The 14,405-nt window shown below is 72.5% G+C and carries 14 protein-coding genes; 5 read left to right on the top strand and 9 right to left on the bottom strand.

Annotated features, from left to right (window positions below):
* Positions 1–339: 339 nt before the first annotated feature.
* Positions 340–1,593, bottom strand: coding sequence for a sensor histidine kinase (locus ABD350_RS10270; protein ID WP_344347557.1), 1,254 nt, complete (start codon positions 1,591–1,593; stop codon positions 340–342).
* Between the two features lie 5 nt (positions 1,594–1,598).
* Positions 1,599–2,252, bottom strand: coding sequence for a response regulator transcription factor (locus ABD350_RS10265; protein ID WP_085566949.1), 654 nt, complete (start codon positions 2,250–2,252; stop codon positions 1,599–1,601).
* 409 nt (positions 2,253–2,661) lie between these two features.
* Between ABD350_RS10265 and ABD350_RS10260 the strand changes: the two genes are divergently transcribed.
* Positions 2,662–2,835: a hypothetical protein gene (locus ABD350_RS10260; protein ID WP_344347556.1), complete on the top strand. Its 174-nt coding sequence runs from the start codon at positions 2,662–2,664 to the stop codon at positions 2,833–2,835.
* A gap of 88 nt (positions 2,836–2,923) precedes the next feature.
* Here the strand turns inward: ABD350_RS10260 and ABD350_RS10255 are convergent, their stop codons facing one another.
* Entirely contained in the window at positions 2,924–3,739 is an 816-nt protein-coding gene (locus ABD350_RS10255) for an inositol monophosphatase family protein (protein ID WP_344347555.1), read from the bottom strand.
* 8 nt (positions 3,740–3,747) lie between these two features.
* Entirely contained in the window at positions 3,748–4,875 is a 1,128-nt protein-coding gene (locus tag ABD350_RS10250) for a ferrochelatase (protein WP_344347554.1), read from the bottom strand.
* A 198-nt stretch (positions 4,876–5,073) separates the two neighbouring features.
* Here ABD350_RS10250 and ABD350_RS10245 point away from each other — a divergent pair, with 198 nt between their 5' ends.
* Together ABD350_RS10245 and ABD350_RS10240 are read left to right on the top strand one after the other, a co-directional pair.
* Positions 5,074–6,312, top strand: coding sequence for an MFS transporter (locus tag ABD350_RS10245; RefSeq protein WP_344347553.1), 1,239 nt, complete (start codon positions 5,074–5,076; stop codon positions 6,310–6,312).
* Positions 6,272–7,591, top strand: coding sequence for a D-arabinono-1,4-lactone oxidase (locus ABD350_RS10240; RefSeq protein WP_344347552.1), 1,320 nt, complete (start codon positions 6,272–6,274; stop codon positions 7,589–7,591). Before ABD350_RS10245 ends, ABD350_RS10240 begins: the two co-directional genes overlap by 41 nt.
* Here ABD350_RS10240 and ABD350_RS10235 read toward each other — a convergent pair.
* Positions 7,515–8,297, bottom strand: a complete 783-nt coding sequence (locus tag ABD350_RS10235) for a hypothetical protein (protein ID WP_344347551.1) — start codon at positions 8,295–8,297, stop codon at positions 7,515–7,517. The genes ABD350_RS10240 and ABD350_RS10235 overlap by 77 nt on opposite strands.
* 479 nt (positions 8,298–8,776) lie before the next feature.
* Between ABD350_RS10235 and sepH the strand changes: the two genes are divergently transcribed.
* Positions 8,777–9,817, top strand: a complete 1,041-nt coding sequence (gene sepH, locus ABD350_RS10230; RefSeq protein WP_344347550.1) for a septation protein SepH — start codon at positions 8,777–8,779, stop codon at positions 9,815–9,817.
* A gap of 99 nt (positions 9,818–9,916) precedes the next feature.
* On the opposite strand, the gene ABD350_RS10225 is transcribed toward sepH, so the two are convergent.
* A complete protein-coding gene (locus ABD350_RS10225; protein WP_344347549.1) occupies positions 9,917–10,768 on the bottom strand; it encodes a sulfurtransferase in 852 nt (283 codons plus the stop codon).
* A 318-nt stretch (positions 10,769–11,086) separates the two neighbouring features.
* Here ABD350_RS10225 and ABD350_RS10220 point away from each other — a divergent pair, with 318 nt between their 5' ends.
* Complete coding sequence (locus ABD350_RS10220; protein ID WP_344347548.1) at positions 11,087–11,878, top strand: VOC family protein; 792 nt, start codon at positions 11,087–11,089, stop codon at positions 11,876–11,878.
* 36 nt (positions 11,879–11,914) lie between these two features.
* Here ABD350_RS10220 and ABD350_RS10215 read toward each other — a convergent pair whose 3' ends face one another.
* Genes ABD350_RS10215 through ABD350_RS10205 form a run of 3 tightly spaced genes read right to left on the bottom strand, consistent with a single transcriptional unit; the run spans position 11,915 to position 14,392 of the window.
* Positions 11,915–12,565 (bottom strand): thymidine kinase, encoded by a 651-nt coding sequence (locus tag ABD350_RS10215; RefSeq protein ID WP_344347547.1) that lies wholly within the window; start codon positions 12,563–12,565, stop codon positions 11,915–11,917.
* A gap of 43 nt (positions 12,566–12,608) precedes the next feature.
* Positions 12,609–13,805, bottom strand: a complete 1,197-nt coding sequence (locus tag ABD350_RS10210; RefSeq protein ID WP_344347546.1) for an alkaline phosphatase family protein — start codon at positions 13,803–13,805, stop codon at positions 12,609–12,611.
* Complete coding sequence (locus ABD350_RS10205; RefSeq protein ID WP_234335867.1) at positions 13,805–14,392, bottom strand: DUF5998 family protein; 588 nt, start codon at positions 14,390–14,392, stop codon at positions 13,805–13,807. The genes ABD350_RS10210 and ABD350_RS10205 overlap by 1 nt, the downstream gene beginning before the upstream one ends.
* Between the last annotated feature and the right edge of the window lie 13 nt (positions 14,393–14,405).

Genomic DNA, 14,405 nt, shown 5'->3' with positions numbered 1-14,405 from the left:
GAGGCCGGACTTGTGCCCGACCTGAAGCGGAGATTTTGCCTCACATCAAGGTCTGTTACTCAATCGACACCCAATCCGACCCCTCAGGAGTGATCGGCTTGGATGGCGGTGAGGACCGTACACGGTCCCGATGCCGCACCTCAAAGGCGCCCCTCCGTGTACTTCCCGTGATCAACGCCCCTGAAAACCAGGACATTCCCGGCTTTCCAGTCGCAGCCATGATCACTCTGCGTGCATGGCCGGAAATCCGCACATGTGACTGATCACACAGGCGAGCGTCCGTTCGGCCGCCGAAAAATTCCGCGTAGAGCGAACACGACCCGCGTGTGTCCGTCCGTCTCACATGGGCAGAGTGACGCGCATCTCCAGGCCGCCGCCCTCCCGGGGACGGGCATGGATGTGGCCGCCGTGCGCCCGGGCCACGGACCGGACGATGGACAGACCGAGCCCCACTCCCTTGTCGCTGCCCGTGCGCTCGGTGCGCAGCCGGCGGAAGGGCTCGAAGAGGTTGTCGATCTCGTACGCCGGCACCATCGGCCCGGTGTTGGTGACCGTCAGCACCGCCTGCCCGTGCTCGGCCTCGGTGGTCACCTCGACCCAGCCCTTGTCGGACACGTTGTACCGCACCGCGTTCTGCACCAGGTTCAGCGCGATCCGCTCCAGCAGTACGCCGTTGCCCTGGACCACGGCCGGTTTGCGTTCGCCGCGGATGAGGACGCCCTTGGCCTCCGCCTCGCCGTGCACCTGGTCGATGGCCTGCGTGGCGACCTCGGCCAGGTCGACCGGTTTGCGCTCCACGATCTGGTTGTCACTGCGGGCCAGCAGCAGCAGCCCCTCGACCAGCTGTTCGCTGCGCTCGTTGGTGGCCAGCAGCGTCTTGCCGAGCTGCTGGAGCTCCACCGGCGCGTTCGGGTCCGACAGGTGCACTTCGAGGAGCGTGCGGTTGATCGCAAGCGGGGTGCGCAGCTCGTGCGAGGCGTTCCCGACGAAGCGCTGCTGCGCCGTGAAGGCCCGCTGGAGCCGCTCCAGCATGTCGTCGAAGGTGTCCGCCAACTCCTTCAGCTCGTCGTCGGGGCCGTCCAGCTCGATGCGGCGGGACAGGTCCGAGCCGGCCACCTGGCGGGCGGTGCGGGTGATCCGGCCGAGCGGGGACAGCACGCGGCCGGCCATCGCGTACCCGAACGCGAACGCGATCACGGCCAGCCCCAGCAGGGCCAGCAGGGAGCGGCTGAGCAGGTTGTCCAGGGCCGCCTGGCGCTGCTGGTCGACGCAGTGGGCGATCGCCTCGTTGAAGTCCGACAGCGGCAGGCTGGCGGTGTTGATCGCGGTGATCGCGGGACAGTTGTCGCTGGTGACCCGGATCGACGTACCGCTCACGATCTTGAACAGCGGCTGGTTGCCGGTGCTGATCGCCTGCGCGGCCAGCAGATAGATGATCGACAGCAGCAGGATGCCGGCGATCAGGAACATGCCGCCGTACAGCAGCGTCAGCCGTATGCGGATGGTCGGACGCAGCCACGGGAAGGGAGGTTGCGGCCTGGGGTCCCAGGTGGGCTTCGGCGGCGCCTGGGGCGGCGCGGGTGTCGCGGCCACCGGGATCAGATCCGGTAGCCGGAGCCGGGGACGGTGACGATGACCGGCGGCTCGCCCAGCTTGCGGCGCAGGGTCATCACCGTCACCCGCACCACGTTGGTGAACGGGTCGGTGTTCTCGTCCCAGGCCTTCTCCAGCAGTTGCTCCGCCGAGACGACGGCGCCCTCGCTGCGCATCAGCACCTCCAGCACCGCGAACTCCTTGGGCGCGAGCTGGACCTCCTTGCCGTCGCGGAAGACCTCGCGGCGGTTGGGGTCGAGCTTGATGCCGGCGCGCTCCAGGACCGGCGGCAGGGGCATGCTGGTACGGCGGCCGAGGGCCCGCACGCGCGCGATCAGCTCACTGAACGCGAACGGCTTGGGCAGATAGTCGTCGGCGCCGATCTCCAGGCCCTCGACACGGTCGCTGACGTCGCCGGAGGCGGTAAGCATCAGCACGCGCGTGGGCATGCCCAGCTCCACGATCCTGCGGCAGACGTCGTCGCCGTGCACCAGCGGGAGGTCGCGGTCGAGGACGACCACGTCGTAGTCGTTGACGCCGATGCGCTCCAGGGCGGCCGCACCGTCGTACACGACGTCGACGGCCATGGCCTCCCGGCGCAGTCCGGTGGCCACCGCATCGGCGAGCAGCTGCTCGTCCTCGACGACGAGTACGCGCACGTCGCTTGTCCTTCCTGTGTCCACCCGCGTGGCGCGCCAGGGCGCGTGCGGGCAGGGGTCTGCGTTGGGGTGTGACCCCCATCCTGCCCTTTTCGGCCATAAGTCGGCTGTAAGGCGGCCCCCGGGACCGCAGGGACGGAGGTTGCGGGGCGGGAATACGAGATTTTCTCCTGCGGTTAGGTTTCCCCGGAGGGGTGCGGGGGGAGGACGGCTTTACACCCCGCGATCACGCTCTGCATGTGCCGCAACACCATGCGGCACTCCGCCTTCCGCGCCGAGCGGGCGTGGGTGTCCGGCACCGTCGCCGCCCGGCCGGGCAGCGCTGGGCACCCGCGAGAGACGTGATCGCCCCTTCCATACGGCACACCCCCGTGCCACCGACCCACGACCCAGGACGAGGGGGCGCAGCATGGACGCTTTCACCTCAGGACTTCTGCAGCGCATAAGGGCGACCGAGTACGACCTTTCGCGGGCTCGTGACGAAGGCGACGACTTCCTCGTCGAAGTGGAGCAGGCGGAACTCGACGACCTGCGACGCCTCGCCGCCGAACACGGTGTGGAGGTCGGCGCGTCACGCGTCTGATCGGCCCGAGCACGACGAGGGACCCCGGCGGATCCAGCGCCGGGGTCCCTTCGTGTGCGCCCGTCGGCCGTGCCGGGCCCCGGCCCGGTCAGTCGTGCCAGGCCCCGAAGTCCTCCAGCAGCCGCTGGAGCGGCTCGAAGACCCCCGGCGTGCCCGCCACCGTCAGTTCCCGCGAAGGGCGCTCTCCGGGCCGTCCGCCGGTCAGCGCGCCGGCCTCCCGGGCGATGAGGTCCCCGGCCGCGAAGTCCCACGGGTGCAGACCCCGCTCGTAGTACCCGTCGAGCCGGCCGCAGGCCACGTCGCACAGGTCGACCGCCGCCGAGCCGCCGCGCCGGATGTCCCGCACCAGCGGGATCAGCCGGGCGGCCAGCTCGGCCTGGTGGGCGCGGACCTCGGCGACGTAGTTGAAACCGGTGGAGACCAGCGCCTCGTCCAGCGGGGGCGCGGGCCGGCAGGCGAGCGCCCGCTCGCCCTCCCACGCGCCCGTGGCCCACGCGCCACCGCCGCGCACCGCGTGGTACGTCTCGCCGCGCATCGGCGCCGCGACGACCCCGACGACGGTCTCGCCGTCCTGCTCGGCGGCGATGGACACCGCCCAGGTCGGCAGCCCGTACAGGTAGTTCACCGTGCCGTCCAGCGGGTCGACGACCCAGCGGACGCCGCTCGTGCCCTCGGCCGAGGCGCCCTCCTCGCCGAGGAAGCCGTCGTCGGGGCGCCGGGCGGAGATCAGATCGGTGATCAGTTTCTCGGCGGCGATGTCCATCTCGGTGACGACGTCCACGGGGCTGGACTTCGTCTTCGCCACGGCCAGGTCGCTGGGGCGGCCGTCGCGCAGCAGCTCGCCGGCCCGGCGGGCGGCCTCGCGGGCGAGGGCGAGCAGGTCCCGGTGCAGGGGGTCGGTCACGGCTCTCCTCACGCGAAGGGGCTGTCGGCGCCCGCGGCGGCGGGGCGGGGGGCACGGGCCGGGCAGCAGCCGACGGGGCAGACGTTGTGGCTGGGGCCGAGGGCACCCAGCGCGCAGGGGGTGACCTCCCGGCCGCGCTCCGCGGCGGCCCGCTCCAGGATCAGTTCGCGGACGGCGGCGGCGAACCGCGGGTCGGCGCCCACGGTCGCCGAGCGGCGCACCGGCAGGCCCAGCTCCTCGGCCTTGGCCTTCGCCTCGGTGTCGAGGTCGTACAGGACCTCCATGTGGTCGGAGACGAAGCCGATGGGGGCCATGACCACGGCCGGGACGCCGGCCGCGTGCCGCTCCTCAAGGTGGTCGCAGATGTCGGGCTCCAGCCACGGGATGTGCGGGGCGCCGGAACGGGACTGGTAGACGAGCTGCCAGGGGTGGTCGACGCCGGTGCGCTCACGGACGGCGTCGGCGATCAGCCGGGCCACGTCCAGGTGCTGGGCCACGTAGGCGCCGCCGTCGCCGTGGGACTCGACGGGGCCGGAGGTGTCGGCGGCGGCGGTCGGGATGGAGTGGGTGGTGAAGGCGATGTGGGCCCCGGTGCGGACGTCCTCCGGCAGATCGGCCAGGGCGCGCAGCACACCGTCGATCATGGGCTCGACGAAGCCGGGGTGGTTGAAGTAGTGCCGGAGCTTGTCCACGGCCGGCGGTTCAAGGCCCTCGGCCCGAAGGGTGGCCAGCGCGTCGGCGAGGTTCTCCCGGTACTGGCGGCAGCCCGAGTAGGAGGCGTACGCGCTGGTGGCCAGGACCAGGACGCGGCGGTGGCCGGCGGCGGTCATCTCCCGCAGGGTGTCGGTCAGATACGGCGCCCAGTTGCGGTTGCCCCAGTAGACGGGCAGGTTCAGGCCGTGTTCGGCGAAGTCCTCGCGCAGGGCCTGGAGCAGGGCGCGGTTCTGGTCGTTGATGGGGCTGACCCCGCCGAAGAGGAAGTAGTGCTGCCCCACTTCCTTGAGGCGTTCCTTGGGGATGCCGCGCCCGCGCGTGACGTTCTCCAGGAAGGGGACCACGTCGTCCGGGCCTTCGGGGCCGCCGAAGGAGAGCAGGAGCAGGGCGTCGTACGGGGTGGCATCGAGCGCGTCTGGCATGGTGCCGATCCTGCCACCCGGCACTGACAGCGGGGAAACAGCGGTGCGCCGAGTCGGGTTCGGGACGTTATCGGCAATTTATCCGCGCACTCCATATTGGCGCATTCCGGACCGCCGCCACGGCTTCAGTTAGGGTGCCCTTATTTGTAAGCTGTATCGGCTACATTCGCGCCTTACCGAACCGCTCCCGGAGACCCCGTGCCCAGCCCCTACAGAGCCTTGTTCGCCGCGCCCGGCACCAAGGCCTTCTCCGCCGCCGGATTCCTCGGCCGGATGCCGCTGTCGATGATGGGCATCGGCGTGGTCACGATGGTCTCCCAGGTCACCGGCCGGTACGGCCTGGCGGGCGCCCTGTCGGCCACCCTCGCGCTGTCCGCCGCCGCCATCGGGCCGCGCGTCTCCCGGCTGGTGGACCGCCACGGACAGCGCCGGGTGCTGCGCCCGGCGACCCTGGTGGCCCTGACCGCGGCGGCCGGGCTGCTGCTCGCGGCCCGGTTCCAGTGGCCGGACTGGGTGCTGTTCGTCTGTGCCGCCGGGACCGGCTCGGTGCCGAGCCTGGGCGCGATGATCCGGGCCCGCTGGGCCGCGCTGTACCGGGGCACGCCCCAGCTGCACACCGCCTACTCGTTCGAGTCGGTGGTGGACGAGGTCTGCTTCATCTTCGGGCCGATCATCTCCATCGGCCTGTCCACGGCCTGGTTCCCGGAGGCGGGCCCGCTGCTGGCGGCCTGTTTCCTCGCGGCCGGCGTCTTCTGGCTGACCGCCCAGCAGGCCACCGAACCGGCGCCGCACCCGGGCGAGCGGCACGGCGGCGGCAGCGCCCTGCGCTCGGTGGGGCTGCGGGTGCTGGTGGCCACCTTCGTGGCGACCGGATCGATCTTCGGCGCCGTGGACGTGGTCACCGTCGCCTTCGCCGACGAACGCGGCCACAAGGGCGCCGCGAGCGTCGTCCTCGCGCTGTACGCGGCCGGTTCCTGTGTGGCCGGCGCGGTCTTCGGGCTGCTGCGCTTCGGCGGGGCGCCGGAACGTCGCTGGCTGCTGGGCGTGGCGGCGATGGCCGTGAGTATGATCCCCCTCCTACTGGTCGGAAACCTGCCGCTTCTGGCCGTGGCGCTGTTCGTTGCGGGGCTGTCCATCGCACCGACGATGATCACGACGATGTCCCTCATCGAAGAGCACGTACCTCGCGCGCGCCTCACCGAGGGCATGACCTGGGTGAGCACCGGCCTGGCGGTCGGTGTCGCGCTCGGCTCCTCCGCGGCCGGCTGGGTGATCGACGCGGCCGGGGCACGGGCCGGGTACGGGGTTCCGGCCGTGTCCGGGGCCGTCGCGGTCCTGGTCGGTTTCCTCGGGTACCGCCGGCTGCGCAGGCCGGCGGCGGGGCGGGGAGGCACCGTTGAGCAGCACAGCGAGCGGGACGTACGGAACCTGGCGTAACTGGGGCGGCAACATCTCCGCGCGGCCCGCCCGGCAGGTCGCGCCGGCCTCGGTGGAGGAGGTGGCCGCGGCGGTGCGCCGGGCCCGGGAGGACGGCCTGCCGGTGAAGGCGGTCGGCACCGGGCACTCCTTCACCTCGATCGCCGCCACCGACGGCGTCTTGATACGCCCTCACCTGTTGACCGGCATCCGCGACATCGACCGGCGGTCCATGACGGTCACGGTGGAGGCGGGCACCCCGCTCAAGAGGCTCAACGTCGCCCTCGCGCGCGAGGGTCTGTCGCTCACCAATATGGGCGACATCATGGAGCAGACCGTCTCCGGGGCCACCAGCACCGGCACCCACGGCACGGGCCGCACCTCCGGCTCCATCGCCGCCCAGATCAAGGGGCTCGAACTCGTCACGGCCGACGGTTCGGTGCTCACCTGCTCCGAGAAGGAGAACCCCGAGGTCTTCGCCGCCGCCCGGATCGGCCTCGGCGCCCTGGGCGTCGTCACGGCGATCACCTTCGCCGTCGAGCCCCTCTTCCTGCTCACCGCGCGGGAGGAACCGATGCCGCTGGAGCGGGTTCTGTCGGAGTTCGACCAACTATGGGCGGAGAACGAGCACTTCGAGTTCTACTGGTTCCCGCACACCGGGAACACCACCACCAAGCGCAACAACCGCAGCGCCGGCCCCGAGCGGCCGGTGCGGCAGCCGGCCGCCTGGTTCGAGGACGAGTTCCTGTCCAACGGGGTGTTCCAGGTGGCCCAGTGGGCCGGCCGGGCCGCGCCGGCCACCATCCCGGCCATCGCCCGGATCTCCAGCCGGGCCCTGTCCGCGCGGACGTACACCGACATCCCCTACAAGGTCTTCACCTCGCCGCGCCGGGTGCGCTTCGTGGAGATGGAGTACGCCGTCCCGCGCGCCGCCCTGGTGGAGACCCTGCGCGAGCTGCGGGCCGCGATCGACCGCTCGGGGCTGCGGATCAGCTTCCCGGTGGAGGTGCGCACCGCCCCGGCCGACGACATCACCCTGTCATCCGCCTCCGGCCGGGACAGCGCCTACATCGCCGTGCACATGTTCCGGGGCACGCCGTACCAGGCGTACTTCACGGCCGCCGAGCGGATCTTCACCGCGCACGAGGGGCGTCCGCACTGGGGCAAGGTGCACACGCGGGACGCCGAGTACTTCTCCCGGGTGTACCCGCGCTTCGGCGAGTTCACGGCGTTGCGGGACCGTCTCGACCCGGATCGGGTGTTCCGGAACGACTATCTGCGGAGGGTCCTGGGGGCGTAGGCGCCGTGGCGGACGGCCCGGGCGCGCTGGGCGTGGGGCTCGGCGTGGCGGAGCCGACCGGAACGGACGGGGTGGCCGGCGTGGCCGGGGTACCGCTCGGGGTCCCGGCGGACCCGCCGCCCGGCGCACCGCTCGGCGAGCCGCCGGGCGTCGGGGACGTGCTGTGGTCCGTGTCCCCGCCGCCGGCCGGGGTGTGCCGCGGGGACGGCGTGTCCGACGGGGCGGGCGTGTCGTCGGACCGGGCGCCGGAGGAGTTCCGGCCGGTGACGGCGTCGCTCACGGTCGTGCCCTTGCCGCCGCTGAAGCTGTTGCCGGAGATCAGTTCGTACGCCGTGATACCGGCCATGGTGACCCCGAAGACCAGGGCGGCGGCGACCAGCGGGCGGCGCCAGCTCTTGATCCGCGCACGATAGACGGTGCCCTCGGTGAACTCCCCCGGCGTCGGCGCCGACGCCGTCCGCTCCCGCGGCCGGACCGCCACCACCGTCTTCTCCCTCAGCTGCTCCCCGGTCCGCTTGAAGAAGTGCTGGAAGACCGAGCCGCCGCAGGTGGCGAGGACGCTGACCACGCCGGCGCCGAGGATCGTGCCGTACACCCCGAAATACGAAGCCAGTTTGGCCGCCACGACCGCCGCCAGGGCACTGCCCGCCACCTGGTGGACGTTCAGATCGATCCGCTTCCGCCCCGTATCGGGTGTCTCACGCATACCCGGAACTTGCCTGCCTTTCCCGTACTTGATCGACATTGACCGACCGACTGCACGAGAAGGGGACGTACGGACGAAACCATTAGTTCCGTTTCTGGCGATTGCGTGAAGTTCACCACGTCATGATCGACAAAACCGGTTGCGAACGGCCAAGTCGCACCCCTTGCGAGAAGTTGGCCAGCGCGCCAATCCACGCACGTGGCCCGAATGGAGTACTGTTGCGAGCCCTGGGTCCGGTCTCCCACCAGGGTGTCCGCGGCCCCGCTGGATCACCGGGAGGGGATTAGTTGCACAGGGTGACGGAGTTGGTCACTTAGCGTGGCGAACAGGTAACCGTGCCATAACGGCGGTCCCGGGCCCGCGCCCGACACGCCGGGCAACTCGGCAAGGTTGTGGCAGGCTGCACCCGGGCAGGCCACACTCGACTAGCGGAAGCAGCGACGCACGTGACGTCGGCAGGCACCACCCGGGAGGTCCCCATGCCCGAACTGCGTGTCGTGGCCGTCTCGAATGACGGCACACGGCTGGTGCTGAAGGCTGCCGACTCCACGGAGTACACACTTCCGATCGACGAACGGCTGCGCGCCGCCGTACGCGGCGACCGGCCACGCCTCGGCCAGATCGAGATCGAGGTCGAGAGCCATCTGCGCCCGCGGGACATCCAGGCCCGGATACGAGCCGGTGCCACCGCGGAAGAGGTCGCCCAGCTCGCCGGCATCCCCGTCGACCGGGTGCGGCGCTTCGAGGGGCCCGTGCTGGCCGAACGCGCCTTCATGGCCGAGCGCGCCCGCAAGACCCCGGTCCGCCGCCCCGGCGAGAACTCCGGCCCGCTGCTCGGCGAGGCCGTTCAGGAGCGGCTGCTGCTGCGCGGCGCCGAGAAGGACACCGTGCAGTGGGACTCCTGGCGCCGCGACGACGGCACCTGGGAGGTGCTCCTCGTCTACCGGGTCGCGGGCGAACCGCACTCGGCGAGCTGGACGTACGACCCGCCCCGGCGGCTCGTCCAGGCCGTCGACGACGAGGCGCGCTCGCTGATCGGCGAGTCCGACGACCTCGCCGCGCCCGAACCGAGCTTCCCGTTCGTCCCGCGGATCGCCCGGCTGCCCCGTGAACGCTCGATGGACCGTGCGCTCGAACGGGTGGACCGGGAGCGGCCCGGCCTGCCCGCGCAACCGTCGGAGCCGGCCGAGGAGAGCGCGGGCGAGCGCGACTCGCTGACCAGCCTGCTGGAGGCCGTGCCGAGCTTCCGGGGCGACCTGGTCGTCCCGGAGCGCCCGTCGGAGGCCACGGAGGAGCCCGACGACGAGCCCGCCGCCGAGGAACCGCCGGCGCCCGCCGCCTCGGCCGGCTCCGCCTACGCCGATGTCCTCATGCCGCGCTCCGTCGGCAGCCACCGTGACCGGCTCGTCGGCGCGACCGACCGCCAGGCCGAGGCCGACGGCGTCCGCCCCGGCCGCCGCGCCGCCGTGCCGAGCTGGGACGAGATCGTGTTCGGCACCCGCCGCAAGAAGCAGGAGTAGGCAGCAGAAACGGCAATGAAAAAGGGGGCACGCGCGCGTGCCCCCTTTTTCATTGCCGTTTCTGCTGCCCTGGCGTCGCCGCGCTTCCCGCCGGTGGCGCTAGCGCGGGTCCGCGCCGACCGCCACCGGGCGCGACGGGTCCGAGGACCACTCCGACCAGGAACCGACGTACAAGGCCGCCGGGATGCCCGCCACCGCCAGCGCGAGCACCTCATGGGCGCCGGAGACGCCCGAACCGCAGTACACGCCCACCTCGGTGTCCTTTGACACCCCCAGGGCCTTGAAGCGGTCCCTCAGCTCCGCGGCGGGCAGGAAGCGGCCGTCGGGGCCCACGTTCTCCGTCGTCGGCGCCGACACCGCGCCCGGGATGTGCCCGCCGACCCGGTCGATCGGCTCCACCTCACCGCGGTACCGCTCCCCCGCGCGGGCGTCCAGCAGCACACCCGTGCGGGCCAGCGCGGCGGCCGCGTCCGCGTCCAGCATCCCCCCGGCCGCCGGCACCGGCGTGAAGTCGCCCTCGGCCGGGAGGGGCACCTCGGTGGACAGCTCACCCCGCCAGGACGGCAACCCGCCGTCGAGGACCCGCACGTCCGGGTGACCCGTCCAGCGCAGCAGCCACCACGCGCGCGCCGCCGCCCAGCCCTGCCCGCCGTCGTACACGACGACCGGCCGGCCGGCCGACACGCCCGCGCGGCGCATGGCGGCACCGAACTCCGCGAGGTCGGGCAGCGGATGGCGGCCCCCAGCGCCCGGCACGCCGGCCAGCTCCCGGTCCAGGTCGACGAAGACCGCGCCGGGGAGGTGTCCGGCCGCGTACTCGGCCCGCCCGTCGAAGGGCGGCGCGCCCGCCGCCCCGGCCAGGCTCAGCTGCCAGCGCACGTCCAGCAGAACGGGCGGGTTGCCGCCGGTCAGCGCGGGCAGGAGTGCGGATGCGGTGATGATGGCTGTCATGGGGTCCATCCATACGCCAGGGGTGGCCGCGGCGTCCAGGTCCGACTACTCTGCTCGGCCGGACAGGCTCGGTCACGAGGCGTACGGGATCGAGCACATGGTGTACCACTGACGGACACACGTCAGCCATCGTCAAGAAGCGGCGGAAGACGGCGGATCGGGCATCCTCTCGGGAGTACGGCGGGCGGCGCGGTACGGCCCCGCGGCACCCGGAGGATGCGGGGACCGGCACGGGCGTGCGCGCCGACGGCGCGGACACCCCTTCCGGGGAGCGGAAGCGACACGGCCACCGCGAGGGGCCGGGGAGAGAGTGAATCGATGACCGAGGCACGGGAGCCGGCCGGTCCGCACGCGCGGCGCCTGCCCGGCACACCCTGCTGGGTGAGCCTGATGGTGCACGGGCTGGATACCACCGAGGAGTTCTACGGCGAGCTGTTCGGCTGGGACTTCCGGCCGGGCCCGCAGCAGCTCGGCCCGTATGTGCGGGCGCTGCTCGACGGGCGGGAGGTGGCGGGCGTGGGCCGGCTGCCGACGGACCGCCGGCTGCCGGTCGCCTGGACGCCGTACCTCGCCTCGGACGACGTGGACCGGACCGCCGACACGGTACGGCTGTGCGGCGGCACGGTGGCCGTCGGCCCGCTGGACGCCGCCGAGGCCGGGCGGATGGCGATCGCCGCCGATCCCTCCGGGGCGGTGTTCGGGATCTGGCAGGGCAGCGCGCATTCCGGTACGGCCCTGACCGGTGAACCGGGCACCCCCGTCTGGAACGAACTGCTCACCTTCGAGACGGAAAGCGTCGCGAAGTTCTACAAGAGCGTCTTCCACTACAAGGAGGAGCCGGCGGCCACCGCCGGCGACGACCGACTGACCCTGCTCCTGGACGGCCGCCCGGTGGCCGGGCTGCACGGCGTGGGCCAGGGCCTGCCCCCGGACCGGGGACCGCACTGGCGGACGTACTTCGAGGTCGCCGACCTCGACGCGGCGCTGCGCCGGGTCGCCGAGCTGGGCGGCCGGGTCCTCGCACCGGCGCACGACGGCCCGCACGGGCGGGTGGCTACGGTGGCGGACCCGGAGGGCGCCGAGTTCTCGGTGGTCCAGGACCCGCGCTGAGCCCCCGGGCGGCGGCCCAGGGCCCGCGCCGGGCCTTCAGGAGGGCGAGACGGGCAGCACGTCCGGGGACAGGGCCGCCGCGCGGGCCGTCGCGGCGGTCATCCGGCGCCGGTGGTGGCGGCGGCACAGCACCTCGTAGCCGACCTCGCCCGCGGACTGGTTGACGTCGCCGACGACCACCTGGGCGCCCTCGACCACCATCTCGCCGCCTATCGTGCGGGCGTTGTGCGTGGCCCGGGCGCCGCACCAGCACAGCGCCTCCACCTGGAGCACCTCGATCCGGTCGGCCAGCTCCACCAGCCGCTGCGAGCCGGGGAACAGCTTGGAGCGGAAGTCGGTGGTGATGCCGAAGGCGAAGACGTCCAGGCCGAGGTCGTCCACCACGCGCGCGAGCTGGTCGATCTGTTCGGGTGCGAGGAACTGCGCCTCGTCCGCGATCACATAGTCGGCCCGGCCGCCCTGGGAGAGATGGTCCACGAGGTACGCGTACAGGTCCTGGCCGTCCTCGACCTCCACCGCTTCGGTGACCAGGCCCAGCCGGGAGGACAGCTTGCCCTCGCCCGCGCGGTCGTCCCGGGTGAAGATCATGCCCGCGAGGCCCCGCGCGGAACGGTTGTGCTCGATCTGCAGAGCCAGCGTCGACTTCCCGCAGTCCATCGTTCCGGAGAAGAACACCAGCTCGGGCATGAGGAGTTGAGCACCTTTCGGCGAAAAGGGAGGGGGCAGGGGGTCAGGAACGTACTTCGAGCAGCGGGACGAGCTGTTCCGCCGGGGTCATCGAGCCGTGGTTGCCCACCAGCGCCGACTCCTTGGGCTCCCGCTCGGAGGCGATGATCAGCACGTCGTCGTGCGCGGCGGCGAGCACGTCCCCGATCCGCTCGTACACGCGCTCGTCGCAGTCGCCGGGCCGCCCGAACCAGCCGGCCGCGATCGCCTCGTCCCGCGAGGCCACCCAGAACTGCTCCCCGAGCACCTCGCGCCACACGGCCAGCACGTCGTTCTCGGCGCCCGGCACCGCGTACACGTGCCGGGCCCGGCCCTCGCCGCCCAGCAGCGCGACACCGGCCCGCAGCTCCCAGTCCTCGTCGAAGTCGATGCGGTGCCGCTCGTCGAACGGCACGTCGACCATGCCGTGGTCGGCGGTGACGTACAGGGCGCTGCGCGGGGGCAGCTGCTCGGCCAGCCGTTGGGCGAGCCGGTCGACGTTCATCAGCTGGCCGCGCCAGGTGTCGGAGGCGATGCCGTAGCGGTGCCCGGCGCCGTCCAGTTCGGAGTAGTACGTGTAGACCAGCGAGCGGTCGCCGGCGGCCAGTTGCCCGGCCGCGAGGTCCATGCGCTCCTCGCCGGTGAGCCGCCCGTGGAAGGTGCCGCCGCTCAGCGCGACCTTGGTGAGGGGGGTGTGCTCGAAGGCGGGCGAGGTCACCTGGGCGGTGTGCACGCCGGCCTGGTGGGCCCGCTGGAAGACGGTGGGGTACGGCTGCCAGGCGCCCGGTTCGGTGTACGGCTGCCAGCGGAGCTGGTTCATCAGCTCGCCGGTGGCCGGGTTGCGCACGGCGTACCCGGGCAGGCCGTGGGCGCCGGGCGGCAGGCCGGTGCCGACGGAGGCGAGGGAGGTCGCGGTGGTCGCCGGGTAGCCGGCGGTGAGCGGGCGGCCGGTGCCGCCGCGGGAGCTGCCGAGCAGGGAGGTCAGGAAGGGAGCCTCGTCCGGGTGGGCGGCGAGCTGCTCCCAGCCGAGTCCGTCGACCAGGAAGACGCAGACCCGGTCGGCCGGGGCCAGTTCCCCGATCGTGGCGGTCAGGCCGGGGACGCCCAGGCCGGCGGCCAGGGTGGGCAGCAGGTCGGCCAGGGAGCCGCTGCCGTACTCGGGCAGCGGCGCGGTGTCCAGGGCGAGGGGTTCCGGGTGGTCCCAGGCGGAGAGCTGGGACATCAGCGCGTGAGGTCCGCGGTCGCCTCCGAGATGGCCTGCGCGAAGGCGAGCGCCTGGCGCACCGTCTCCGGGCCGTCCCCGGCCTCGCTGACGCGCAGGCTGAGGTCGTCCGCCGTGGAGCTGCCCGTGTAGCCGTGGTCGGCGTCGCAGTTCGGGTCGCCGCAGGCGGCGGGCTCCAGGTCGATGCGGCTGACCGCGCCCCAGCCGATGGTCAGCACGACCTCGCGGGGCAGCGTGCCCGGCGTGTACTGCTCGGGGTTGGCGACCACCCGGCTGACCACGACGGACGAGATCCGGTCGAGCTTCACCGACTCGGTGGAGGTGGTGGCGTACGGCGTCGGGGAGGTGCTGTCGGCGGCCTGCTCGTCGGTGTGGCTGACGATGAAGCGGTTGCCGGTGAGGACCAGCACGGTGACGTGCCGGCGGACCTCGTTCTGGTCGAACGTCGTCTCCTGGTGGACCAGGTACGACCGGACGGGCTCGCCGCCCACAGCGGCCTCCACCGCCTCGGCCACGAGGGCCGGGTAGTAGCCGCTGCGCTCGATCGCCGCGCGCAGCCCCTGGGTCGTCGTACTGGTCTTGGCCATGGCGTCCATCCTA

The sequence above is a fragment of the Streptomyces nogalater genome (genome assembly GCF_039532885.1).
Classification (GTDB): domain Bacteria; phylum Actinomycetota; class Actinomycetes; order Streptomycetales; family Streptomycetaceae; genus Streptomyces; species Streptomyces nogalater.
The sequence above is the reverse complement of the archived record's forward strand: the minus strand, read 5'-3'. Positions and strand labels throughout refer to the sequence as shown.

Coding starts and splice junctions, on each gene's coding strand:
- ABD350_RS10225 (WP_344347549.1), bottom strand. CDS start 10,768: ATGACAGCCATCATCACCGCATCCGCACTCCTGCCCGCGCTGACCGGC.
- ABD350_RS10235 (WP_344347551.1), bottom strand. CDS start 8,297: ATGCGTGAGACACCCGATACGGGGCGGAAGCGGATCGATCTGAACGTC.
- ABD350_RS10250 (WP_344347554.1), bottom strand. CDS start 4,875: ATGCCAGACGCGCTCGATGCCACCCCGTACGACGCCCTGCTCCTGCTC.
- ABD350_RS10210 (WP_344347546.1), bottom strand. CDS start 13,805: ATGTCCCAGCTCTCCGCCTGGGACCACCCGGAACCCCTCGCCCTGGAC.
- ABD350_RS10260 (WP_344347556.1), top strand. CDS start 2,662: ATGGACGCTTTCACCTCAGGACTTCTGCAGCGCATAAGGGCGACCGAG.
- sepH (WP_344347550.1), top strand. CDS start 8,777: ATGCCCGAACTGCGTGTCGTGGCCGTCTCGAATGACGGCACACGGCTG.
- ABD350_RS10215 (WP_344347547.1), bottom strand. CDS start 12,565: ATGCCCGAGCTGGTGTTCTTCTCCGGAACGATGGACTGCGGGAAGTCG.
- ABD350_RS10220 (WP_344347548.1), top strand. CDS start 11,087: ATGACCGAGGCACGGGAGCCGGCCGGTCCGCACGCGCGGCGCCTGCCC.
- ABD350_RS10205 (WP_234335867.1), bottom strand. CDS start 14,392: ATGGCCAAGACCAGTACGACGACCCAGGGGCTGCGCGCGGCGATCGAG.